Origin of the sequence: Acetivibrio clariflavus DSM 19732, from assembly GCF_000237085.1 — a bacterium.
Taxonomy (GTDB): Bacteria; Bacillota; Clostridia; order Acetivibrionales; family Acetivibrionaceae; genus Acetivibrio; species Acetivibrio clariflavus.
Genome location: NC_016627.1, coordinates 2,538,801 through 2,560,745, shown reverse-complemented (window position 1 = coordinate 2,560,745; position 21,945 = coordinate 2,538,801). Strand labels below are relative to the sequence as shown.

The 21,945-nt window shown below is 37.0% G+C and carries 19 protein-coding genes and 1 pseudogene; 19 read left to right on the top strand and 1 reads right to left on the bottom strand.

Annotation, left to right across the window (positions count from 1 at the left end):
• Positions 1 to 102: 102 nt before the first annotated feature.
• The 15 genes from mtrB (at position 103) to CLOCL_RS10785 (ending at position 17,189) form a co-directional block, all read left to right on the top strand.
• Positions 103 to 336 carry a trp RNA-binding attenuation protein MtrB gene (gene mtrB / locus CLOCL_RS10855; RefSeq protein WP_014255403.1) on the top strand — a complete coding sequence of 78 codons (234 nt, stop codon included), beginning with the start codon at positions 103 to 105 and terminating at the stop codon, positions 334 to 336.
• Between the two features lie 104 nt (positions 337 to 440).
• Entirely contained in the window at positions 441 to 638 is a 198-nt protein-coding gene (locus CLOCL_RS10850; RefSeq protein WP_014255401.1) for a hypothetical protein, read from the top strand.
• Positions 639 to 853: 215 nt separating this feature from the next.
• The gene (gene pfkA / locus CLOCL_RS10845) at positions 854 to 1,828 is read left to right on the top strand and encodes a 6-phosphofructokinase (protein WP_014255400.1); all 975 of its coding nucleotides are present in this window, start codon (positions 854 to 856) and stop codon (positions 1,826 to 1,828) included.
• Positions 1,829 to 1,920: 92 nt separating this feature from the next.
• Complete coding sequence (locus CLOCL_RS10840) at positions 1,921 to 2,361, top strand: acyl-CoA thioesterase (protein WP_014255399.1); 441 nt, start codon at positions 1,921 to 1,923, stop codon at positions 2,359 to 2,361.
• Positions 2,362 to 2,474: 113 nt separating this feature from the next.
• Positions 2,475 to 3,014, top strand: a complete 540-nt coding sequence (pgsA, locus tag CLOCL_RS10835; RefSeq protein WP_014255398.1) for a CDP-diacylglycerol--glycerol-3-phosphate 3-phosphatidyltransferase — start codon at positions 2,475 to 2,477, stop codon at positions 3,012 to 3,014.
• 408 nt (positions 3,015 to 3,422) lie between these two features.
• Positions 3,423 to 4,292, top strand: a complete 870-nt coding sequence (locus CLOCL_RS10830; protein WP_014255397.1) for a hypothetical protein — start codon at positions 3,423 to 3,425, stop codon at positions 4,290 to 4,292.
• Between the two features lie 290 nt (positions 4,293 to 4,582).
• Positions 4,583 to 6,709, top strand: a complete 2,127-nt coding sequence (locus CLOCL_RS10825; protein WP_014255396.1) for a glycoside hydrolase family 9 protein — start codon at positions 4,583 to 4,585, stop codon at positions 6,707 to 6,709.
• A gap of 236 nt (positions 6,710 to 6,945) precedes the next feature.
• Entirely contained in the window at positions 6,946 to 7,491 is a 546-nt protein-coding gene (locus CLOCL_RS10820; protein ID WP_014255395.1) for a D-lyxose/D-mannose family sugar isomerase, read from the top strand.
• A gap of 210 nt (positions 7,492 to 7,701) precedes the next feature.
• A complete protein-coding gene (locus CLOCL_RS10815; RefSeq protein ID WP_014255394.1) occupies positions 7,702 to 9,972 on the top strand; it encodes a glycoside hydrolase family 3 C-terminal domain-containing protein in 2,271 nt (756 codons plus the stop codon).
• 42 nt (positions 9,973 to 10,014) lie between these two features.
• A complete protein-coding gene (locus CLOCL_RS10810) occupies positions 10,015 to 11,202 on the top strand; it encodes a DNA polymerase IV (protein WP_014255393.1) in 1,188 nt (395 codons plus the stop codon).
• A 38-nt stretch (positions 11,203 to 11,240) separates the two neighbouring features.
• Positions 11,241 to 12,200 (top strand): acetylxylan esterase, encoded by a 960-nt coding sequence (locus CLOCL_RS10805; protein WP_014255392.1) that lies wholly within the window; start codon positions 11,241 to 11,243, stop codon positions 12,198 to 12,200.
• 254 nt (positions 12,201 to 12,454) lie between these two features.
• Positions 12,455 to 12,982 carry an RNA polymerase sigma factor gene (locus CLOCL_RS10800; RefSeq protein WP_027621680.1) on the top strand — a complete coding sequence of 176 codons (528 nt, stop codon included), beginning with the start codon at positions 12,455 to 12,457 and terminating at the stop codon, positions 12,980 to 12,982.
• Positions 12,972 to 14,585 carry a hypothetical protein gene (locus CLOCL_RS10795; protein WP_014255390.1) on the top strand — a complete coding sequence of 538 codons (1,614 nt, stop codon included), beginning with the start codon at positions 12,972 to 12,974 and terminating at the stop codon, positions 14,583 to 14,585. Before CLOCL_RS10800 ends, CLOCL_RS10795 begins: the two co-directional genes overlap by 11 nt.
• Positions 14,586 to 14,729: 144 nt before the next feature.
• Positions 14,730 to 16,268 carry a cardiolipin synthase gene (cls, locus tag CLOCL_RS10790; protein WP_014255389.1) on the top strand — a complete coding sequence of 513 codons (1,539 nt, stop codon included), beginning with the start codon at positions 14,730 to 14,732 and terminating at the stop codon, positions 16,266 to 16,268.
• A 477-nt stretch (positions 16,269 to 16,745) separates the two neighbouring features.
• Positions 16,746 to 17,189 carry an NUDIX hydrolase gene (locus tag CLOCL_RS10785; protein WP_014255388.1) on the top strand — a complete coding sequence of 148 codons (444 nt, stop codon included), beginning with the start codon at positions 16,746 to 16,748 and terminating at the stop codon, positions 17,187 to 17,189.
• Between the two features lie 178 nt (positions 17,190 to 17,367).
• On the opposite strand, the gene CLOCL_RS10780 is transcribed toward CLOCL_RS10785, so the two are convergent.
• On the bottom strand, positions 17,368 to 18,189 hold the full coding sequence (locus CLOCL_RS10780) for a hypothetical protein (protein WP_014255387.1): 822 nt from the start codon (positions 18,187 to 18,189) through the stop codon (positions 17,368 to 17,370).
• Between the two features lie 205 nt (positions 18,190 to 18,394).
• Here CLOCL_RS10780 and CLOCL_RS10775 point away from each other — a divergent pair.
• The 4 genes and pseudogenes from CLOCL_RS10775 to CLOCL_RS10765 all read left to right on the top strand — a co-directional run.
• Positions 18,395 to 18,679 (top strand): annotated as a pseudogene (locus tag CLOCL_RS10775) (P-loop domain-containing protein); the annotation flags it as partial.
• A gap of 59 nt (positions 18,680 to 18,738) precedes the next feature.
• Entirely contained in the window at positions 18,739 to 18,891 is a 153-nt protein-coding gene (locus CLOCL_RS22535; protein WP_014255385.1) for a hypothetical protein, read from the top strand.
• Between the two features lie 41 nt (positions 18,892 to 18,932).
• Positions 18,933 to 20,483 (top strand): recombinase family protein, encoded by a 1,551-nt coding sequence (locus tag CLOCL_RS10770; RefSeq protein WP_014255384.1) that lies wholly within the window; start codon positions 18,933 to 18,935, stop codon positions 20,481 to 20,483.
• A 67-nt stretch (positions 20,484 to 20,550) separates the two neighbouring features.
• Positions 20,551 to 21,936 (top strand): urease accessory protein UreH domain-containing protein, encoded by a 1,386-nt coding sequence (locus tag CLOCL_RS10765; RefSeq protein ID WP_014255383.1) that lies wholly within the window; start codon positions 20,551 to 20,553, stop codon positions 21,934 to 21,936.
• Positions 21,937 to 21,945: the final 9 nt, after the last annotated feature.

The window sequence follows — 21,945 nt, the reverse complement described above, 5'->3', positions numbered from 1 at the left end:
AGGCTAAAGTATAGCAGTATGTAGACTTTAAAGGTTGCTTGTCTAAAATTCGTATTGATTTTTGTTTTGAATTAATATATAGTTATGACGAGGTGGTTTTATTTGGATTGGGAAAATGAAAAAGTATCAGGCGATTACATTGTAATTAAAGCTGAAGAGAACGGTGTGAATATTATTGGGCTGACAAGAGGTCGGGATACTAAATTCCACCATACGGAAAAACTCGATAAGGGTGAAATACTTATAGCCCAGTTTACCGAGAATACTTCGGCAATAAAAATCAGAGGTAAAGCCAGAGTTTTAAGTCGCCATGGAGAAATTCTTTCCGGTGAATGACAATGTTTCAAAAAAGCTATATCAGGTAATTAAAGATTTATACCGAGTATTGAAACATTGTTTGAAGGAGTTTGTGAAATCACCTAAAAAAGGGGCGTGTTTATATGTGGACGGTGGTGTATATGGCTCAAAGCAGAGAAATCGCCACTTCGATGCAGAATTTGTTAACCAATGAGGGTATTTTGGTCAAATTAAGACCTATCAGCAAAAGTAATGATAATAATGATAATTACTATGAAGTGCTGGTTCCCGAAGCGGAAGTTGAAGAGGCACACAGTGTAATTATTGAAAAGGGATATTAAGTTGTTTTTGTTATATGAATAGGAAAGATTAAATTATGTCCCGTGTTCATTAATATAGACACGGGTTTAATTTAACCTCTTTCCGGTGGATTAAAAGGCGAAAAGCCAAGGGGGTTTAACGTTTTTTAGTTTTCGTTGGTGTATTTTAATTTAACAGAAATGGCAAAATAGGAGGGAATGACCTATTATTGCGCTGTAATAAGGAGGGACTTAAATTGAGCGATGTAAAGACAATAGGAGTACTTACCAGTGGAGGAGATGCACCGGGTATGAACGCTGCTATCAGGGCAGTGGTGAGATCCGGATTATATTATGGATTTAAAGTTTTAGGAATCAGAAAAGGATTTAATGGCTTGATAAATGGCGAGATTGAGGAGATGACCGCAAGGTCAGTGGGTGACATAATTCAAAAAGGCGGAACAATACTCCAAACTGCCAGATCGGCTCTTTTTAAAACAGAAGAAGGACTTAACAAGGCAATGTCGATGGCTAAGGTGTTCGGCATAGATGCGCTGGTTGTTATCGGAGGAGACGGTTCCTATAAAGGTGCCAGGGATATCAGCAAACTGGGAATGAATGTTGTATGTATACCGGGTACCATTGACAACGATATTGGCTGTACCGAATACACAATTGGATATGATACTGCACTGAATACAGTACAGGATGCCATTGACAAGATAAGGGATACCGCATATTCCCACGAAAGATGCAGTGTTCTTGAAGTTATGGGAAGACATGCCGGATACATAGCGGTTAATGTAAGTATATCCGGTGGTGCAGAAGCAGTTATATTGCCCGAAAAGCCTTTTGATCTTGAAAAAGACGTATTAAAGCCTATAATTGAAGGACGAAACAGAGGTAAAAGGAATTACACCGTTATTGTAGCGGAAGGTGTTGAAGGAAAAGCTATTGAAATAGCAAAGGAAATAACAGAAAGAACAGGTATTGAAGCCAGGGCGACTATTCTCGGTCACATACAGCGTGGAGGAAGCCCTACGGTTCAAGACAGAGTTATGGCCAGCAGAATGGGGCTTAAAGCTGTTGAAGTCTTAAAAGAGGGAAAACGCAACAGGGTAATAGCAGTAAAGAACAGTGCCATTATTGACCTTGATCTTGATGAAGCTCTTCAAATGAAAAAAGATTTACCCGAAGAGTTAATTTTATTAAGCAAAATATTGTCTCTGTAAGTAAAAAAATAAAAAATAAAAAGAGATAAAAACTAAACTTTGCAATTGCCATTTTTAAGAATTTTAATTTATAGAGAATTACAGGTGGAGTTATGTATACTTCTAAAACTGAAATTGTAGTAAGATATGCCGAAACTGATCAAATGGGAATAGCTCATCATTCAAACTATCCTATTTGGTATGAAGCAGCCCGGACTGATTTTATAAAGGGTGCAGGAATTTCATATTCTGAAATTGAAAAAAGAGGATGTATGCTTCCTTTGCTGGAACTTAAGAGCTGTTATAAGAAACCTGCAAGGTATGAGGACGAGCTTTTTATTATAACAAAAATTAAAGATTTGTCTTCCACAAGAATAACTTTTTATTATGAAGTTTATGATAAAAAAGAAAATACATTATTAAATTATGGGGAAACTATGCATGTGTGGACCGATAAAAATTTAAGACCTGTTAACATGAAAAAATATGCTCCGGATATATATAATTTTATGTTAAAATTGACACAGGAGGATACAGTAAAGGATAAGGAATAATATCCGATTAAAAAGTGCAATTTGAGAGTATTATAAGGTGCGGTTTGTGAAAATTTTAATAGATACTGGTAGAATAAGCTGAGAAAGAATAAATAGTATCAGGTGGTGAATAAGTGAATATACCAAACATTCTAACCATAATAAGATTTTTGCTTGTTCCTGTTTTCGGACATTTTTTATACAACGGTGAATACATTATAGCTATTGTAATTTTTATAAGTGCATGTATCACTGATGTTTTAGACGGAGTAATTGCAAGAAAGTTCAATTTGATTACGTCTTTCGGAAAATTAGCGGACCCGCTGGCAGATAAATGTTTGCAATTAACGGCACTGACCATACTAACTATGCAAAAAATAATTCCCTTGCCCGTTTTGATAATTGTTTTGGCAAAGGAAATTTTCATGATAGCAGGAAGTATATTGATATATAAGAAGGTTAATTTTGTTGTACAGGCAAATTGGTATGGAAAGATGACTACTGTCATATTTTCTTTTGCCATAGTTATGACTATAATACTTTATTCTTCAAGAATTGCAGATTCATATACCAGTTTAATTATCAATATATTTGTTTTTATAGCAGTGTTTTCTACACTATTTTCTTTTTTTATGTATTCGATGGAGTTTAGAAAGTTAACAAATAAAAAATAATTTAAGATAAACAGTCATCTGGTAACAAAAGAAGTCTGGTCTCTTTGTGTTAATTTGTGATAAAATGCAGAATACAACATAAAACATATACAAAAGTTTTTTGGTGTGAAAATAACTTTAATAAATAGCTTGCTTTTATAAATATCTTAATATTTATTTTTAAATTAAAGAATGTTATAATTAAAATATATAAAGAATATATTTTTTTAGGGGAATTTTGGTTTTATTTGAATTGTTGCTATTGCAGTATATATAGTATATATATAATATTATTGCAGTATATATAGAAAAAGAATTTTAGCCCTTCGTTTTACATTAGATGTTGTATATTTGTTATTTTGTCAATTCTTCATTCATTCTCACAAATCCATAATTCCTAAATAATTTGATTTTTGGGAGGAGTATTGAGTGAAGAGAAAGCCAGGCTTGTTTTTGGTTGCCACCATTATTATTGTGCTTTCTGCAAACTATTTGTTAACAAAAAATCCTGTCGGAACTCTGGTTGAACTGAAGAATGTATGGTTGGGGGTTGGATTGCTTGCAGCAAGCATACTTATAATCCTGATGAATTTTTTCGCCAAAAAAACATTTTTAAAGTCCTATATCAACTATAAGCCCAGGGAAATTTGGCTTATGAGTGTTTTGATTTTTGTTGTGGGGCTTGTGATAATTTTTTATGCTGTGATATGCCAAAACTATGCAGATAGAATAACCATTGATGAATTTTATGTCAATTTGATTATCCAAATACTTATATCGGCACTGCTAATTCTGTTAATGCGTGAATTATATACATACACTTATGAATATCCCATAAGAAAAGTTCTCAAAGTTATGGAGAAAGCCGGACATTTAATTGATAACATGGAGTATAAGAAAGCATTGAGTGAGTATGAAAGCGTTGAAAAGAAAATTGACTGTTTTAAACGCCCCCATATTTATGGGTGGATCAAGCAATCAAAGGGTTTATGCTATGTAAAACTATCCAATTATGAAGACAAAAAAAATAATTTACTTTTGGCAGTTCAGGAGCTGGAAGAAGTTTTAAAACTAAAAGAGCTGAAACGGCAACATGCTCAGGTAAAAGTGGATATTGGCAATATATTTTTTGACATTGCTGAAATGGATAACGATATAAAATATTATGAAAATGCCCTAAACATGTATAATGATGCCCTTAATCAATATAAGCTTAACAAAGATTATGACGGCTGTATGAATGCGCTTAGATACGTGGAGAAGACGAAAACCATTCTTGGCTTTGAAAAGACAAGTTAATGTAGACTCATTGATCTGTTTTAATTCTAAGCTATAAATTAAATCAGCGGATATTGTTGGGTTATTTCAAAAACTTTGCAGGTATTGTTTGGAAAAATGTTCTTGCTGTGCGTATATGAACATGCGAGGTGTTTTTGAAATAACCTTAATTAATATCAAAGGGTATAAAAACAAAATCATGTTTCGAATATATTTAATAAAACGAAATTTGAACGGTATTTTTTGCATAAATACTGGGGCAAAGTTTTTAATATTATTGATTAATATTATTTGAAAGGGAGGAATGCAAATTGAAAAAGACAGTGAGCTTATTAGTGGTATTGGCTATGCTTTTGGCTATGCTGCCAGCATCTATGGTGTCTGCAGCAGGAAATTTCAACTATGCTGAAGCTCTTCAAAAAGCAATTTATTTCTATGAGTGTCAGCAAGCTGGACCGCTTCCTGAGTGGAACCGTGTTGAGTGGCGTGGAGATGCCACTATGAATGACTATGTATTGGGCGGATGGTATGATGCCGGAGACCATGTAAAGTTTAATCTGCCTATGTCCTACAGTGCATCCATGCTAGGCTGGGCATTGTACGAGTATGGCGATAAGATTGCGTCATCAGGACAAAAGGTTCATCTTGAAAACAATTTAAGGTTTGTATTGGACTATTTGGTTGCTTGTGACAAAGGCGATTACATAGTTTACCAGATTGGAGACGGTAATAGAGACCATTCCTGGTGGGGACCTGTTGAAGTTATTGAGAAGGAAATGGAAAGACCGTATTTCACAGGAAAACCTACCTGTGTAACTGCGCAAATGGCAGCAGCTCTTGCAATCGGATCCATTGTATTAAAAGACCAAAATTATCTCAAACACGCAAAGAGCCTTTTTGAATTATCCGATAAAACAAGAAGTGATGCTGATTACAAAGCAGCAGAAAACTTCTATAAATCATGGAGCGGTTGGCAGGACGAGCTTATGTGGGCAGCAATTTGGCTCTACCTTGCAACCAACGATGTATCATATCTCAATAAAGCTGAGTCCCTTGTATCTATCCAGAACAGAGAGAACCAATCAGATTTAATCAAGTTTACATGGGCTCATTGTTGGGATGATGTATTAAGCGGTGCTATGTTGATGTTGGCTAAAATAACTGATAAGCCTGAATATCATGAGTATGTTCAAAGACATCTTAACTGGTGGACAGTAGGATATGAAGGCAGAAGGGTAAATTATGTCGGAGATCTTGCTTGGCTTGATTCCTGGGGATGTTTAAGATATGCTACAACTGAGGCATTCCTGGCAACTGTATATGCCGATCATATAAATGATGCTACATTAAAGGACAGATATCAGACCTTTGCAAAGAAACAGGTTGACTATGCTCTCGGAAGCACTGGAAGAAGCTTTGTAGTAGGATTTGGTGAAAAATCACCGCAACGTCCGCATCACAGAACTGCTCATGGTTCATGGACAGACCAAATGGATAATCCTCCGTATCACAGACATATCCTTTATGGTGCACTTGTAGGAGGTCCGGATTCTTCAGGAAAATATAACGACGATATCAAGGACTATGTCTGCAATGAGGTTGCTACAGACTACAATGCCGGATTTGTAGGAGCACTCTGCAGTATGTATGCAAAATATGGCGGAACTCCGCTGGCAAACTTCCCAGAACCTGAAGAAAGAGAAGATGAGTTCTTTGTTGAAGGCGTAATTATGAATAACAATGCCAATGACCTGTCGGTTAAATTGTTGCTGAACAACCGTTCAGGCTGGCCGGCAAGAATGATAAAAGATTTGAAATACCACTATTATGTTGATCTCTCCGAAGGAGTAGATCCTAGTGATGTAACAGTTAGCACAAACTATATTGAGCCAAATATGGATGCTACCGTTTCACAGCTCATACCATATCCTAACAAACCAAACATTTACTATGTTGAAGTAAAATATAAGGACGGTACCAATATTTATCCTGGCGGACAGTCTGAATATTCTGCTGAACTTCAGCTCCGTCTTACTGCAAAATCAGGTTCCAAATGGGATCCTACCAACGACCCGTCCTTTAAAGGCTTAGGTACAGGAAATACACCGGTTAAATCAACAACAATTACCGTTTATGACGGAGATACATTGATATTTGGTACAGAGCCTGACGGTACAACACCTTCATCAACACCAAGAAATACTCCAACACAACCAACACCTACACCTACCAACAATGAAGTTATGAAAGGTGATTTGGACGGTGACAAAGATATTACTTCAATAGATTATGCTTATTTGAAGATGCATCTGCTTGGTATGTCAAAACTTAACGAGCAACAGCTCAAGGCAGCTGATGTTGACAGCAATAATTCGGTAGATTCAATAGATTTGGCGCTCATAAAAGCGTATCTTCTTGGAATAATAAAATCATTCTAAAATATACAGCTTACAAAGCTGTGGCTCAGTGGAAAATCATTGGGCTGCAGCTTTTTTTGATAAAAAATTTTTGAAATTAAATCGCATAACTTTATGGAATATAAAACATGGTTAAAAACTATTCATATACTGTCTTGATAATTAATAATGAGCTATAATATTAGTAATCGTTCGATTAATGTTAATTCGGTTAATATTATTAATAAAGTATATAGCTTCATAAGGAGGAGAAAACTATGCTTACAAGGGAATTATACAATGAATCCTGCAAAAGGGCACTGGGATATCTTCAGAAAGCGGGCATTGTTATTACTGAAGAGGAAAAACGCAATATAGAAGTTGCTGAGTATGGCTTGGGACAGCATGAAGAAATTGGGCTTCAGCTTGTTGTATACGTCAATACCGACAGATGCTGCGCAAAAGAACTGATTTTATTTCCTGGACAGACTTGCCCTGAGCACAGGCATCCTCCTGTGGGAAATGAACCGGGCAAGGAAGAGACTTTTCGATGCAGATGGGGAAAAGTGTATTTATATGTGCCCGGGGAACCGGTTGAAAATCCGAAAGCGATTTTACCAAAGGGAAGAGAAAAGTATTTTACGGTTTTCAGGGAGATAGAGCTGAATCCGGGTCAGCAATATACCATTGAACCCAATACTCTTCATTGGTTTCAGGCCGGACCTGAAGGGGCGGTTATATCGGAGTTTTCTACAAAGAGCCGGGATGAGTATGATATATATACCGACCCTGACATTAACCCTGCCCAGAGTAGAAAAATTTAACGGTTAAAAATGGAATAGTTGGGTTTGTAAAAGGTATTGATGAATAGAAACTTAACTGTGTAAATTGCTTATATATTGTGGTACAATTAAATGACGATATAAAAACAAGCTTTTATAGTAAAGCAATTATAAAGATGGGTACCTTAATAACGGTGCTGATGAAAAAAGACTTAGATTAAATTTATTAGCAAAATGAAAGAGGTATGTGTTATGAGTCGAGATATTAAGAAAATTATTGCTGAAATGACTGTGGAGGAAAAAGCAAGTCTGTGCTCCGGTTTTGGCAATTGGCATACAAAAGCTGTTGAAAGGCTCCAAATACCACCTATTATGATGGTGGACGGACCTCACGGCCTGAGAATTCAGTTTAAGAACGCTGACTTGTCCGATACGCAAAACAGTTTGCCGGCCACTTGCTTTCCTACTGCAGTAAACATGGCCAGTACCTGGGACAGAAATCTCGTTGAGGAAATTGGCAAAGCTATAGGGGAAGAATGCCGGGCTGAGGAAGTTTCCATTTTACTTGGACCGGGAGCCAATATAAAGCGTTCACCCTTATGCGGCAGGAATTTCGAGTATTTCTCGGAGGACCCCTATCTCTCTTCTCAAATGGCTGCAAGCCATATAAAAGGAGTTCAAAGCCAGGGGGTAGGTACATCTTTGAAACACTTTTGCGCCAACAATCAAGAACACAGGAGATTGACTGTTGACGTAAAGGTGGATGAAAGGACTTTGCGGGAGATATATCTGGCAAGCTTTGAAGAGGCGGTAAAGCAGGCTAAGCCATGGACAGTTATGTGCTCTTACAACAGTGTAAACGGAGAGTTTGCCTCTGAAAACAGTTATCTTCTTACCCACATTTTGAGAGATGAGTGGGGATTTGAAGGATTTGTGGTATCCGACTGGGGAGCGGTAAACGAAAGGGTAAAGGGACTTAAAGCAGGTTTGGACCTGGAGATGCCTTACAGCGGTGGAGAGAGAGATAAACAGATAGCCGATGCAGTAAAAAATGGGGAATTGCCGGAAGAAGTCCTTGACAAAGCTGTGGAAAGGCTTTTGAAAATAATATTTAAGGCCATTGATAACAAGAAATCCGGTACCACCTTTGACAAGAAAGCCCATCATGAATTGGCAAGACGGGCTGCCAGAGAATCGATGGTATTGTTGAAAAATGAAGATGGTATTTTGCCTTTAAAGAAACAGGGCAAAATAGCATTGATCGGTGCTTTTGCCAAGAATCCGAGATTTCAGGGCGGAGGAAGCTCCCATGTTAATCCTACATATCTTTCCAATGCCTATGACGCAATAGTTGATTTAGCTGGTCAGAAGGCTGAGATTCTTTATTCTCCGGGATATGACCTGGAAACTGATGTGGTGGATGAAAAATTAATTGATGAGGCAAAAGAGGCAGCGGCAAAGGCCGATGTGGCAGTAATATTTGCGGGACTAACCGACAGTTACGAGTCGGAAGGTTATGACAGAGCACATTTGAGGATACCGGAAAACCACAGGCTACTGATTGAAGCTGTTGCAGAGGTTCAAGGCAAGACAGTTGTGGTATTAAGCAACGGTTCACCAATAGAGATGCCATGGATTGATAAAGTAAAGGCAGTTTTGGAAACCTATCTTGGAGGACAGGCAGTAGGTGAGGCTGTTGCCGATATACTGTTTGGCGAGTTTTCTCCCTGCGGAAAACTGGCTGAGACTTTCCCGGAAAAACTAAGCCATAATCCTTCATATTTAAACTTCCCGGGAGAAGGAGACTCGGTTGAATATAGGGAAGGCCTGTTTGTGGGATACAGATATTATGATGCAAAAGATATAAAACCACTGTTTCCTTTCGGATTTGGACTAAGCTATACCGATTTTGAGTACAGCGATATAAAGTTAAGCAAAAAAGAAATTAATGATAATGAGCTACTGACTGTAAGTGTAAAAATAAAGAATACCGGAAAAATGAGGGGCAAGGAAATTGTCCAGCTGTATGTGAGAGATGTGGAGAAAAGTGTAATAAGGCCGGATAAGGAACTTAAAGGCTTTGAAAAGATTGAACTGGATGCGGGAGAGGAAAAGACAGTAACCTTTTCATTGGACAAACGGGCTTTTGCCTATTACAATACAGAGATTAAAGATTGGCATGTTGAGAGTGGGGAATTTGAGATACTGATAGGTAAGTCTTCTCAGGATATAGTCTTAAAGGAAGTTGTTACCGTCAATTCCACTATCATGATAAAAAAGAAGTTCCACATGAATACAACTTTAGGTGACATAATGACTTATCCCGGAGGCTTGGACAAATTAAATCAATACATGCATGAATATTTGAAAAAGCACGGCATGGATAAGGGAATTAAACATATGAAACAGAGTATGGATACAGAGATGGTTAAATATACACCGCTACGATGCTTACCTTCCTTTAGCGGCAACGAAGTGTCAAAAGAAACGGTAATTAAGTTGCTTGAGGATTTGAACAGCTGATCAGGAATGAATAAATAGCAGTGGTGAAAGAAGAGTAAGTTTATGCAAAAGGTTATTTTTCTTGTGGATATGAATGCCTTTTATATTAGCTGCGAGATGTCTCAAAATCCCGAACTGAAGGGTAAGCCGGCTGCTGTTGCAGGAGATCCCAAAAAGCGGACAGGAATTATTCTTGCGGCAAATTATGAAGCTAGGAAGTATGGAGTAAGAACCACAATGCTGGTGCATGAGGCAAAAAAACTATGTCCTGAAATTATTCTTGTGCCTCCTCGCCATGAATTTTATGAAAAAAAGTCAAAAGAAGTAATGGAAATATTGGCAAGATATTCACCGGTAATACAGCAGAACAGCATTGACGAAGCATGGCTGGATATGACCGGTTGTGAGGCATTGTTCGGTAAACCTGTGGACGCTGCGGAAAAAATTATGAAAGCTATAATGAATGAACTGGATTTGTGGTGTTCGATAGGTATTTCCGAGAATAAATTCCTGGCAAAGATGGCGTCAGAGCTAAAAAAACCCCTTGGAATAACAGAGTTGTGGAAGAGGGATGTGCCGGAGAAACTATGGCCGCTTCCGGTCAGGGAAATGTATGGCATAGGAAGGCAGACAGAAAAAGTGCTTATAGATATTGGAATATATACCATTGGCGATATAGCAAAAAGTGATCCGGCGTTTCTTGCTAAAAAACTTGGCAAATACGGTGAAGAGATTTATCGTCTTGCGAACGGTATAGATGAATCGGAGGTTTTGGAAAATCCGCAGGTAAAAAGTAAATCTATAGGCAGGTCAACAACTCTTCCCGAGAATATAACCGATCTGGAACTGGCTAAAACAATTATATTGAAATTGGCTGAAGAAGTGGGGATGGAAGCCAGAAAACAAAACTACAAAGGAAGGACTGTTTCCATAGTCATTAGATATGACGATTTTAAAACCATAACCCGCCAAAAAACGGTGCGGGCTACATATTTGACAAAAGAGATATATGCTGCGGGAGCAAAACTTTTGGAAGAGAACTGGAACAGTAAAAAGCCGGTCAGGCTTTTGGGAATTTCGCTGAATAATATTTCCACCGATGAAGTGGAGCAACTTTCAATATTTAATTTGAACGGTGGAGAAGAAGTAAACGAAAAGGAAGAAAAACTTGAAAAAGCCTTTGATTCAATAAGAGAAAGGTTCGGTTTTGATAAAATCAAAAGGGCAGTAATTTTAAAAGATGATTTTTAAAGATGAAAAAATATATTAAGAAAAGGTGGAGATAAAATATGCTGCAATATGATATGCCTCTTGAGGAACTTAAAAAGTACAAACCGGCACTTACAAAACAGCCGGATTTTGACGAGTTCTGGGACAAAAGTCTTAAGAAACTGGCAGAAGTGCCGTTAAAATATGAACTCACACCGTATAATTATCCTGTGAAGGGCGTAAAAGTGTACAGGGTATCTTACTTGGGCTTTGAAAACGCCAATATTGAAGGATGGTTGGCAATACCTGAAGGAGAAGGATTAAAACCCGGCCTGGTTTTATATCATGGATACAACTGGGCATGCGAAGGATTGACCTATGAGGTTGTCAATTGGGCCTTACACGGTTATGTTGCAATGAATATGCTTGTACGCGGGCAACAGGGAAACAGTGTAGATAACATTATTTCATCAACGGGATTTGTTCCGGGATGGATGTGTAAAGGAATATTGAATCCTGAAGAATACTACTACAGAGCAGTTTTTATGGATGCTGTTCGGGCAGTGGAAGTTTTGGCATCGTTGCCTGAGGTGGATAAGACCAGAATAGGAGTAACCGGTGGCAGTCAGGGAGGAGGACTGTCTTTGGTTGCCGCAGCGTTTTCCGATAAAGTTAAAGTCGCAGTGGCCGACTACCCTTTCCTGGCGAATTTTGAGCGGGCTATTGCTATTACACCTCAGGGGCCGTACCCGGAAATTGTTCAGTACTTGAGAAGAAATGCAAAACCGGAAATTGAAGCTCAGGTTTTGAAAACCCTGTCTTATTTTGATATTATGAATCTTGCTCCCAGGATAAAATGCCGGACTTGGATAAGTGTGGGTTTGGTGGATGAAATAACACCGCCATCGACAATTTTTGCTGTGTACAATAATTTGAGCTGTCCAAAGGAAATAGCAATATATAAATACTTTGGCCACGAACATATACCTGTTGCAATTGAAACCAAGCTGAGTATATTGATGGAAGAACTGAATCCATAAAAATGCTCTTCGATTGAATAATTGGATGCTATATTGAAATTATAAAATTGAGTATATATAAAGATAGGCCTGCCGAGGTTTGGCAAGCCTATTTTTATGCCTTTTTATTGCCCTGGGTAAGTGTATTTTTTTATCGAAAGCATAGAAAGGGTGTGGATTTTAGACTAAGGAAATTTAGTCTTAATTTTAAAATAAATAAAAAACTGGAACTTAATTTATTGATAAAGTATCTTATTAATGAAAGGGGTGAAGAGATGGAAATTAATCAGTTGGTGCAGGCCAGTAAAAAGGGTGATATGCAAAGCTTTATTCAGCTTCTCAGGCTTAAAGAGGAATTGATATATAACATTGCAAAGGCTTACACGCAAAACAGCCATGATGCTGAAGACTGTATCAGCGAATCGACCATACGGGCTTATGACAAGTTAAAACAGCTTAAAGATCCTGAAAAGTTTTATACTTGGTACATATCCATCCTGGTCAATACCTGCAGGAAGAAATACAAGACCCTAAACAGGGAAGTGGAGTATATACCCGAACAGCACGATTTTGCAACGGAAGAGATTATGAAAAGTACCGATAACCGTATTTTGGTGGAAGGGATACTGGAGCATTTGAAAGAAAACGAAAGGGAAATTATTGTATTACGGTATCTCAGAGACTTTTCACTGGAAGAGATAGCCGAGATACTGACAATACCTGTAGGTACAGTGAAGTCGAGAATTAGCAGGATTATAGGGAAAATTAAAATTAAGTACGGGAGGTGTTCACATGAGATTTGATTATAACGATCAGATACCGGAAGGTTTGATGGACAGGGTTGAGCAACGATTGGCAGCTCATTTGGCTGTTAAAAAGAAAAAAAGAGTTAAGAAAACGCTGATTTTACTGTCAATGTGTTTATTATTAATTCCTGCAACAGTATATGGGGTTGTTAGCAATAATTTTAACAGTTGGTTTGATGCCATAAGAATGGCTCATAATAAAGGTAAAACTGTAAAATTGAATTCGGTTTTTGAGTATGAGGGAAACAGGATAGTATTTGAGGATGCAGTTTGGGAAGAAGATAATTTAATGGTATCTTACAGAATAGTTGATGGAGAGTTTTGGCCGTCGCAATTTATGCTTAAAAACGAAAAGGGTGAAATCATAAATCATCAAGCCGCAGCTGAGCATAATGGAAAGGATGGAACATTGAAAGTTCATTTTGATGAAGAACAATTATCCGGTGAAAAAGCGTTCTTTTCTATAAAATCCATTGAGAAATTGAAATATCCAAATGATAATATTGAATTTAAACATAAGTTGAGTATTAACAAAGATTTTCTGACGACAGGCCACGCTGTAATAAATAAAACCTTTGAAGCGGAGCATGGACTTATTACCATTGAAGAAATTAATATAAAGGATGGAATGACTTTTCTAACCTATAAGTGTGATTGGAACGACAAAATATTGAGTCTGGCCGAACAGGACTGGACGAGAATGCCGATGTTGGCTTTTTATATTAAAGATGCAGAAAACAATATTATTGAAGGTTATTCTCATTATAACGGGGAGCATTCCAAAATTGGAAAGTGTGGACTTTCCGGTGTAATTAAAAATCTCGATAAACCCATTGAACTTGCTGTGGAATTTAATGAAAAATTGGTGGATTGGGAAATACCTATAGAGGTAAAGAAATTCTCCAGTGAAGTTGTGGAAATTAACAAGGATGTTGTGATGGATTCGGGCACAATCCGAATCAGCGAAATGATTTTAAAATCTGCCAGCACATATCTAAAGTATGAGTTTATTCCGGGAAAAGGCTATGAAAACACTGAAGGCATCAGGCCTTTGATAGAAATTGTTTTTGGTGGCAAAAAATATGCATGTTCTGAATATTTACAGGAGATGTCCGGTAAAATGGTATTCCCGGTTGGAATAGACAAAAAAGACTTAAAAAAGGTCAAGTTAAATGTACTCGGTATATATAGATATGAAGTACGTGATGAGAAATTTACCTTAGCTAAAGAAGCTGCACCTACATATTTTGTAGTGGATGGAGTGAAATTTAATGTTGAGAGGATGGAAGTTAAGGACGGAAAAACCTGTATAGATATTTTAGTAGATGGTGCAAACCGTAAGTTTACAGACCTCGATGTAAGTTATAGCGTTGAAGAAGGTGAGGTAGTTTCGAAAAGCGTAAAAGGAGGACTTGAGTTTACAGATAAAAGTGTTGAGAAAAAGCTGGAAAAAGATCCTTATTCCTTTGAAGTATCTGACTTGGAAAAGACTATAATAAGGAAAAACTTAGAGATTGAAAAGGAACTTAACACTGTAGAACTTAAATTGGTTCGTTTTGAGTATTTGGAGTTAAGCAGAACTGAGATAAAAATAAAATAATTGAGTATGCTGTATAATCATTTTGATTGCCCGAATTTCGAATATAAATGAACAACTTCTCAACAATTAACAATTAATTTGCTGCAACATATGATGATAAAAAGAGAGATAGTATTTAGCCAATAAAAGAGATGAGGGCATCAGATGAAATCTGTTGTAGAATTTCTAAAAAGAAGGATTGTTCTTATATCGGTAGCTATAATACTGCAACTTGTTGTACTTATAGGGATAATCTCAAAATTCAGCCAATACTTCGTTTATTTCTATTGGATAAGTCTGTTCATTAGTATAGCTGCAGTTTTATGGATTATTAACGATTATAGGAGCAATCCTTCCTACAAAATTGCATGGATTATCCCTATATTATTATTTCCGATTTTTGGAGGGATATTTTATTTTTTTTTAGGAGGAAAACGCCTGAGCAAAAGAGAAAAAAGAAAGATGAGATTAATTGAACAAAAAATTAATAAAGCATTGGCACCGCAAAGGGGTATGCAGAGGGAAATTAAGAATCTTTGCGAGTCAGCGGCGGTCCAATCGAAGTACATTGAGGATAATGCCTACTATCCGCTGTACAAAAACACTTTCGGGGAATATTTGCCCATCGGTGAAGCTAAATTCGAAAGACTGAAGGAGGAACTGAAAAAAGCCAAACATTTTATATTTATGGAGTATTTTATAATAGAGGAAGGGGTAATGTGGAACAGTATATTGGATATACTTTCGGAAAAGGTAAAAGAAGGCGTGGATGTACGAATAATCTACGATGATGCCGGTTGTCTCCTTTCATTGCCGTACAAATACAATGAGAAGTTAGAGAGAATCGGTATAAAGTGCTGTGTATTCAATCCCATGATTCCCATACTCCATGTCCGCATGAATAACAGAGACCACAGGAAAATGACAATAATTGACGGCCACACCGGGTTTACGGGAGGTATAAATTTAGCCGACGAATACATTAATGAAATCAAAAAACACGGACATTGGAAAGACAGCGCCATAATGATCAAAGGCGATGCTGTCTGGAGTATGACAGTAATGTTTTTAACAATGTGGGAATATCTAAGGGGGACAAAAGAAAATTTAGACAAATACAAAAATAAAATCAGGTATGATACTTCAATAGTCCCTAATGGATATTATCAGCCCTTTTCCGATAACCCTTTGGATGACGAAAATGTGGGTGAAATCATTTATCTTAACTTGATTAATAAAGCAAAGCACTATATTTATATAACTACTCCTTATTTAATTATTAATCATGAAATGATGAGGGCACTGACTTCAGCGGCAAAGTCAGGAGTGGATGTTCGCATAATTACACCCCATTGTGCAGATAAGTGGTATGTGCATATGGTTTCGAAATCAAACTATAAGATTCTCATTGAAAGCGGTGTCAAAATCTATGAATATACACCGGGGTTTATGCATGCAAAAACCATTGTGACCGATGACAAGTTCGGTTTGGTTGGCACTATAAATATGGATTACAGAAGCTTCTTTATGCAATATGAATGCGGTGTCTGGATGTACAATAGCAGTGTGGTAATGGATATTAAAAGAGATTTTTTAAATACTTTAGAGGTGTGCAGAGAGATGAAAATCGAGGATTTTCAAGACATTAAATGGTATAATGTCCTATTGGTTTCCATACTAAAAATCTTTGCACCCATTATGTGAGTTGTTTTTGCGTATAGAATAAATTTAAAGGTTGGGTGAAAATGGATGCTTCTTTGTTTGACAAATGATGCAAATTATGATACAATAACAATAGAGGTAGGCATTTCCCAAATGTAGTTGGGAAGTGCCTTTAGTGCTATTTTAATATTCTTCCATTTAATGTCTAATGAAAGGAGGGGTGGATAAAAAGCACTCACTCATTTCAAGTCTAATAAAGATTAGATGTTCAAAGCACTTCACGATCTTATTGATATTGAAATACGAAGTGAGCCACATCGAAAAAAGTCAAATCCACTTGTTTGTAATGCCAAGACACAATAAACACGCACTCCAGGTTAAGAGCAGCATAGCGAAAATTTGTTGAAAGCTTGCAGGTCCAAGATTATCAGTCAGATCCAAGATCATTATAAGTGTATTTCTAACATTTAATTCTAAGAAATTGAAATGTTAGAAAGCACTAAAAAGGAGGCTACTATCATGATAGTAAGAAATTGTGCTGGCGGCATAGTGTTTTATGGGGACAAAGTTTTTTTGCTGAAGAATGAGAAAGAAGAGTGGGTATTTCCCAAAGGTGTAATGCGAAACGGGGATCTCCCGGCTGAAGTTGCACAAAAAAGAGTTTTTGAAGAAGGCGGCATTATCGCAAACATCATTTCTATAGCCGGTGATACAAGTTACGAATTCTATTCTGTTACCAGACAAAAACCAATCTGCAATAAAATTACCTGGTTCATTATGAAAACAGATTCCGATAAATTCCACATTTCCGAAAAAGAAAAATTTCAAGATGGCGGATTTTTCGATATCGAAGAAGCTATGAAACTTGTTACCTACAGTCAGGATAAAGCATTGCTCAACCTTTCCTATAAGAAATACAAAGAAATTTCCCAGGAATGTTTAAATTGCTGCACATTTATATAAATTTATAGCATATATATACTTGTATTACGAATTTAACAAAAAGGATATTTATATTAATTCAGGACAATGGTAACGGTTTCATTGTCCTGAATGTTTTATAGAGATTAATTTTAAAGTGAAATTGTAAAGAATTCGATTTCGATTGGCTTAAATATTTTCTATTACGGTTAGTTTGGGGTCAGCGGACAAATTTTTCAACAATCTTATCCCAATCGGGGGGAGTAGATACAACCGGAACTCTGTCGATGAATTCTTTATCTTTCGGGTTTTGCTTTAGATATTCCTGAAATTCTTTGCTTTCAATTTTTAAGATCCTGCCAATCCAGATGTCGGTTAACGATGAAGCATTTTTTTTGTGTTTTTTCAATGCCAAATCTAAAAGTTCCTTTCTTTCGGACGGTTCCATACCGGATAAGATGGAGTCCTGTGCCAGCATCATTTCAATATATGTTATAAAACAACTGGGAAAATTGCTATACTTCTCAAGATTATTGAAATCTATGCTTTTATAATAGCTGAGAATAATTGAGCCGGCATCGGATCTTTTCAGCAGTTCCTGCAATCCGTTAAAACTGCATAAACTGTCGAAGGCATCCTGATAGTAGTTGAACATAAGCATATTTATAATAAAAGGATAATTTAAGCAGGTCTCAAACAATCCTTTGGTGGATATGGTTGCCAGGACATCCTCAGGTATTTGGAGCACAGCCAGCTTTTCACTGTAGTCTTCGAGTTCTTTCCATTCATCGGGAGTTTTATCCGCAGTAATGGGAAATTCATAAACATCCGTTGCAGGAATATAAGTTACGTCTGCTGAAGGAGTATTAATTGCATTTACTGAAGGAGAATAAGTTATATCTGCTGATGGAGTAAAACTTTCGTCAATTGCAGGAGTATAAGCTGACCTGTTTTTATGGATTAAAAACACTGAACATGCTGAAACAAGTACAATTGATAGGGCTAAAATTACAATAAGTTTCGGTTTCTGTTTAAAAAGCATAAAAAATCCCCCTTTTTAAAGAAACTAAAATAATTTAAGCTTTAGAATATAATAACTGTCTGTAATTTTAGACTATCATATGAGTAATTTTCTGTCAATTATTGTATGGTTATATATTTTATTCACGTGCCGCACCTGTTTGCATATCTTAATAGTATAAATAGATTTTGGTGACGATGAGGTCATATCTCAATGGAGGGATTCTATGAAAAAAGGAAATGTAAGGCACATGTTCGCAGGTGGCAATACATCACAGGGTTTTTTCAGCTACTATGATTACATATTGAGTCAGGAAGAGGCAACCAGAATAATTTGTATAAAAGGCGGGCCCGGTGTAGGCAAGTCGACCTTTATGAAAAAAATAGGGGAAGAAATGAATAGCAGAGGTTACGATGTGGAATATATGCACTGTTCCAGTGACAATAACAGCCTTGATGGAGTGGTAATTCCGGAAATTAAGGTGGCACTTTTAGATGGTACGGCACCCCATGATACGGTTTCCTATGCACAATAAACATCCTTGTAACAAGTCTATTGGAGTTGATTTTTATGTTTATTGTTGAAGAAGTGTTTCTGACTAAGGATGAGGACAGCAGGAAAAAAATGCTTGAGGATATACTGGTTGATATGATTAAGAATGCAAAAGACTATGAAGAGACAAAGAATTCTATTCATGAAAATCCCGCCGAAAAGGATATGTAATCTCTGTGCTCTTTTCAAAGATCAGCCGGGAGGTATGAATATTGAATATAGTAGCAATATATTGCAGGCTATCGGACGAAGATAAAAACAAAGCGAATAAATATGAGGATTCGGAGAGCATACAAAACCAGAAAAAACTTCTTTTGGATTTTGCAAGGGAAAATAAATGGGAGGTTTATAAAATTTATTGTGACGATGACTATTCAGGACTTGATTCCGAGCGTCCTGGCTTTAAACAGTTGATAGCCGATGCTGAGGCAGGAAAATTCAATATAGTGCTGTGCAAAAGTCAATCCCGGTTTACACGGGATATGGAGCTGGTGGAAAAATATCTCCACCACAAATTTATTGAGTGGGGAATAAGGTTTATAGGTGTCACCGACAATGCCGACACCTTTGAAAAAGGAAATAAAAAATCCCGCCAGATAAACGGCCTGGTCAATGAGTGGTATTGTGAGGATATATCGGAAAATATAAAAGCAGTGTTTGACGTTAAACGAAAGAGAGGAGAATTTATCGGGTCTTTTGCTCCTTATGGCTATAAAAAAGATCCTCTGAATAATAACAAATTACTGATAGATGAAGAAGCAGCCCGGGTAGTCAGAAGGATTTTTAGCCGTTATCTTGAAGGCTTTGGTGCTCAACAGATAGCATCGATGCTAAATCGTGAGGGTATACCAAACCCTACCAAATACAAGGAACTTATGGGCCTAAATTATAAGAATCCCTTTAAGACAGAGGATTATGGGCTTTGGAATAAAACAACCGTAAAACGAATTCTGAGGAACGAAACTTATATAGGCAATACGGTTCAGGCAAAACGCAAAAAACTGAGTTATAAATCCAAAAAAATGATTGCCGTTTCACCGGATAAGTGGGTAAGGGTAGAAAATACCCATCAGCCTATAATTGATAAATCTGTATTTTTTGCCGTTCAGCAGAGGATGGATGGCAGAATTAAATCTGCAGGAAACGGAAAACCCCATTTGTTTGCATCCAAAGTAAAATGTCATGACTGCGGAAGTACAATGGTGAAAGTCACTTCCGGAAAGTATAGCTATTTAAGATGCAAATTATACTCCGCATCATACGGGAATAAGATGTGTACATCTCATTTAACGAGACTGGATGAACTTACCGATTTGATAGAATGTAAAATAAAGGAGCATCTGAAACGATATATTGACATTCCAAAGATGGCGGAAAGATTGGAAAAAGAACTGAAATGGGCTTATAATGAGAGAAAATACCATGAAGAAATTAAGAAAATAAAAAAAGAAATATCGGAAAAGGAACTTGCAATTAAGAGCCTTTATATTGATAAAATTAAAGGAATTATTGATGAGGAACAGTTTATTGAACTTAATAGGGAATTTATAAAAGAAAAAAGAAAGCTTTCGGAAAGACAGAAAACTATTCAAAAAGAGATGGAGTTAAACGAAAAAACCGGCATTGATTATGAAGACATTGTGAAAGACTTGATTGAGTTTAAGGAATTAAAGCACAATATGGTAAGCATTATGATTGGCCGTATTGAAATCGGGGAGAAAACAGCCGAAGGAAAGAGAATAAAAATTTATTGGCTGTTTTGAACAATCTTCATAAAATCTACACAATTCATTGATATTATATGCTCACAACATTGTTTGAGGTGGTTTTATGCCGGAAGTTTTCATCTCAAAGGTACTTGAGATAAAAGGGATGACGTGTGTAAACTGTGAGATGAGAATAGAGAAAAAATTAAAAAATATGGAAGGTATCAAAGCTGTTAAGGCAGTTTACTCCCAATCGAAAGTAAATGTCATTTATGATAAAGACAGAATAAATCTTGACAGTATTATTAAAGCAGTGGAAGAGCTGGATTATCAAGTAATGGCAGCAACAGACGGTAAAAAAGCGAACGACAGGGAAAAGCGATCCGACGGTGATTATAAATTATCGGTAAATCAATTGCTGGGTATAGTAATTATTGTTTTAGCTGTATATTTGGCTGTTAAAAATACAGTGGGATTTAATTTTATTCCTCAGGTAAACCGGGATATGGGGTATGGCATGCTTTTTACCGTTGGACTTTTAACATCCCTTCACTGTATCGCCATGTGCGGAGGTATAAACCTTTCCCAGTGCATCGCATATACGTTTGATGAAGCTGAAAAAGGAAGTATTTCAAAGCTTAAACCCACTCTTTTGTATAATGGAGGAAGGGTGATTTCATATACGGTAATAGGCGGCTTGGTTGGGGCACTGGGCTCTCTGGTGAGCTTTCCCGGACGGGCAAAGGGTATTGTGGCCATTGTTTCGGGTATATTAATGATAATAATGGGTATCAATATGCTGAATATTTTCCCGTGGCTCAGAAAAATAAATCCCCGCATGCCGAAGGTACTGAGCAGGGCAGTTTTTAACAATAACGGCAAACGTGGACCGTTCTATATAGGACTTCTAAACGGATTGATGCCCTGCGGACCGTTGCAGGCTATGCAGATATATGCCCTTGGGACAGGCAGTTTTTATAGGGGAGCCATGTCCATGTTCTTTTTTAGCATTGGTACCGTGCCGCTAATGTTTGGCTTTGGAGCAGTAAGCTCACTGATCAGCAGTAAGTTTAGCCGCAGGATGATGAAAGCAAGTGCGGTTCTGGTCATTATCCTCGGAATTGTGATGACAGGCAGAGGTTTTAACCTTTCAGGGTTAAATATAGCTTTTGCCAATCAGAAGGCAAAGAATATAGCAAGAATCGAAAATGGAGTGCAGTTGGTTACAACAGAGATGAAATCGGGCAGTTATGATCCAATTGTGGTTCAAAAAGGGGTTTTGGTGAGATGGACCATCAAAGCCGATGAAAGTGAATTGAACGGCTGCAATAATCCTGTTACAATTCCGAAGTATAATATTGTCAAAAAGTTGGTACCGGGGGATAATGTAATTGAATTTATGCCATTGGAAACCGGTAATATAAACTATACATGTTGGATGGGAATGATAAACGGGTATATAAAAGTTGTAGATAATCTGGACGAAGTAGATGTTAACGATATTAAATAGGAGTCGGTA

Bases quoted from the DNA above. Each gene is read 5' to 3' on its own strand.
- cls (WP_014255389.1), top strand. From the start codon at position 14,730: ATGAAATCTGTTGTAGAATTTCTAAAAAGAAGGATTGTTCTTATATCG.
- CLOCL_RS10800 (WP_027621680.1), top strand. From the start codon at position 12,455: ATGGAAATTAATCAGTTGGTGCAGGCCAGTAAAAAGGGTGATATGCAA.
- CLOCL_RS10805 (WP_014255392.1), top strand. From the start codon at position 11,241: ATGCTGCAATATGATATGCCTCTTGAGGAACTTAAAAAGTACAAACCG.
- CLOCL_RS10795 (WP_014255390.1), top strand. From the start codon at position 12,972: ATGAGATTTGATTATAACGATCAGATACCGGAAGGTTTGATGGACAGG.
- CLOCL_RS10765 (WP_014255383.1), top strand. From the start codon at position 20,551: ATGCCGGAAGTTTTCATCTCAAAGGTACTTGAGATAAAAGGGATGACG.
- CLOCL_RS10850 (WP_014255401.1), top strand. From the start codon at position 441: ATGTGGACGGTGGTGTATATGGCTCAAAGCAGAGAAATCGCCACTTCG.
- CLOCL_RS10810 (WP_014255393.1), top strand. From the start codon at position 10,015: ATGCAAAAGGTTATTTTTCTTGTGGATATGAATGCCTTTTATATTAGC.
- CLOCL_RS10780 (WP_014255387.1), bottom strand. From the start codon at position 18,189: ATGCTTTTTAAACAGAAACCGAAACTTATTGTAATTTTAGCCCTATCA.
- CLOCL_RS10820 (WP_014255395.1), top strand. From the start codon at position 6,946: ATGCTTACAAGGGAATTATACAATGAATCCTGCAAAAGGGCACTGGGA.
- CLOCL_RS22535 (WP_014255385.1), top strand. From the start codon at position 18,739: ATGTTTATTGTTGAAGAAGTGTTTCTGACTAAGGATGAGGACAGCAGG.
- CLOCL_RS10840 (WP_014255399.1), top strand. From the start codon at position 1,921: ATGTATACTTCTAAAACTGAAATTGTAGTAAGATATGCCGAAACTGAT.
- CLOCL_RS10785 (WP_014255388.1), top strand. From the start codon at position 16,746: ATGATAGTAAGAAATTGTGCTGGCGGCATAGTGTTTTATGGGGACAAA.
- CLOCL_RS10815 (WP_014255394.1), top strand. From the start codon at position 7,702: ATGAGTCGAGATATTAAGAAAATTATTGCTGAAATGACTGTGGAGGAA.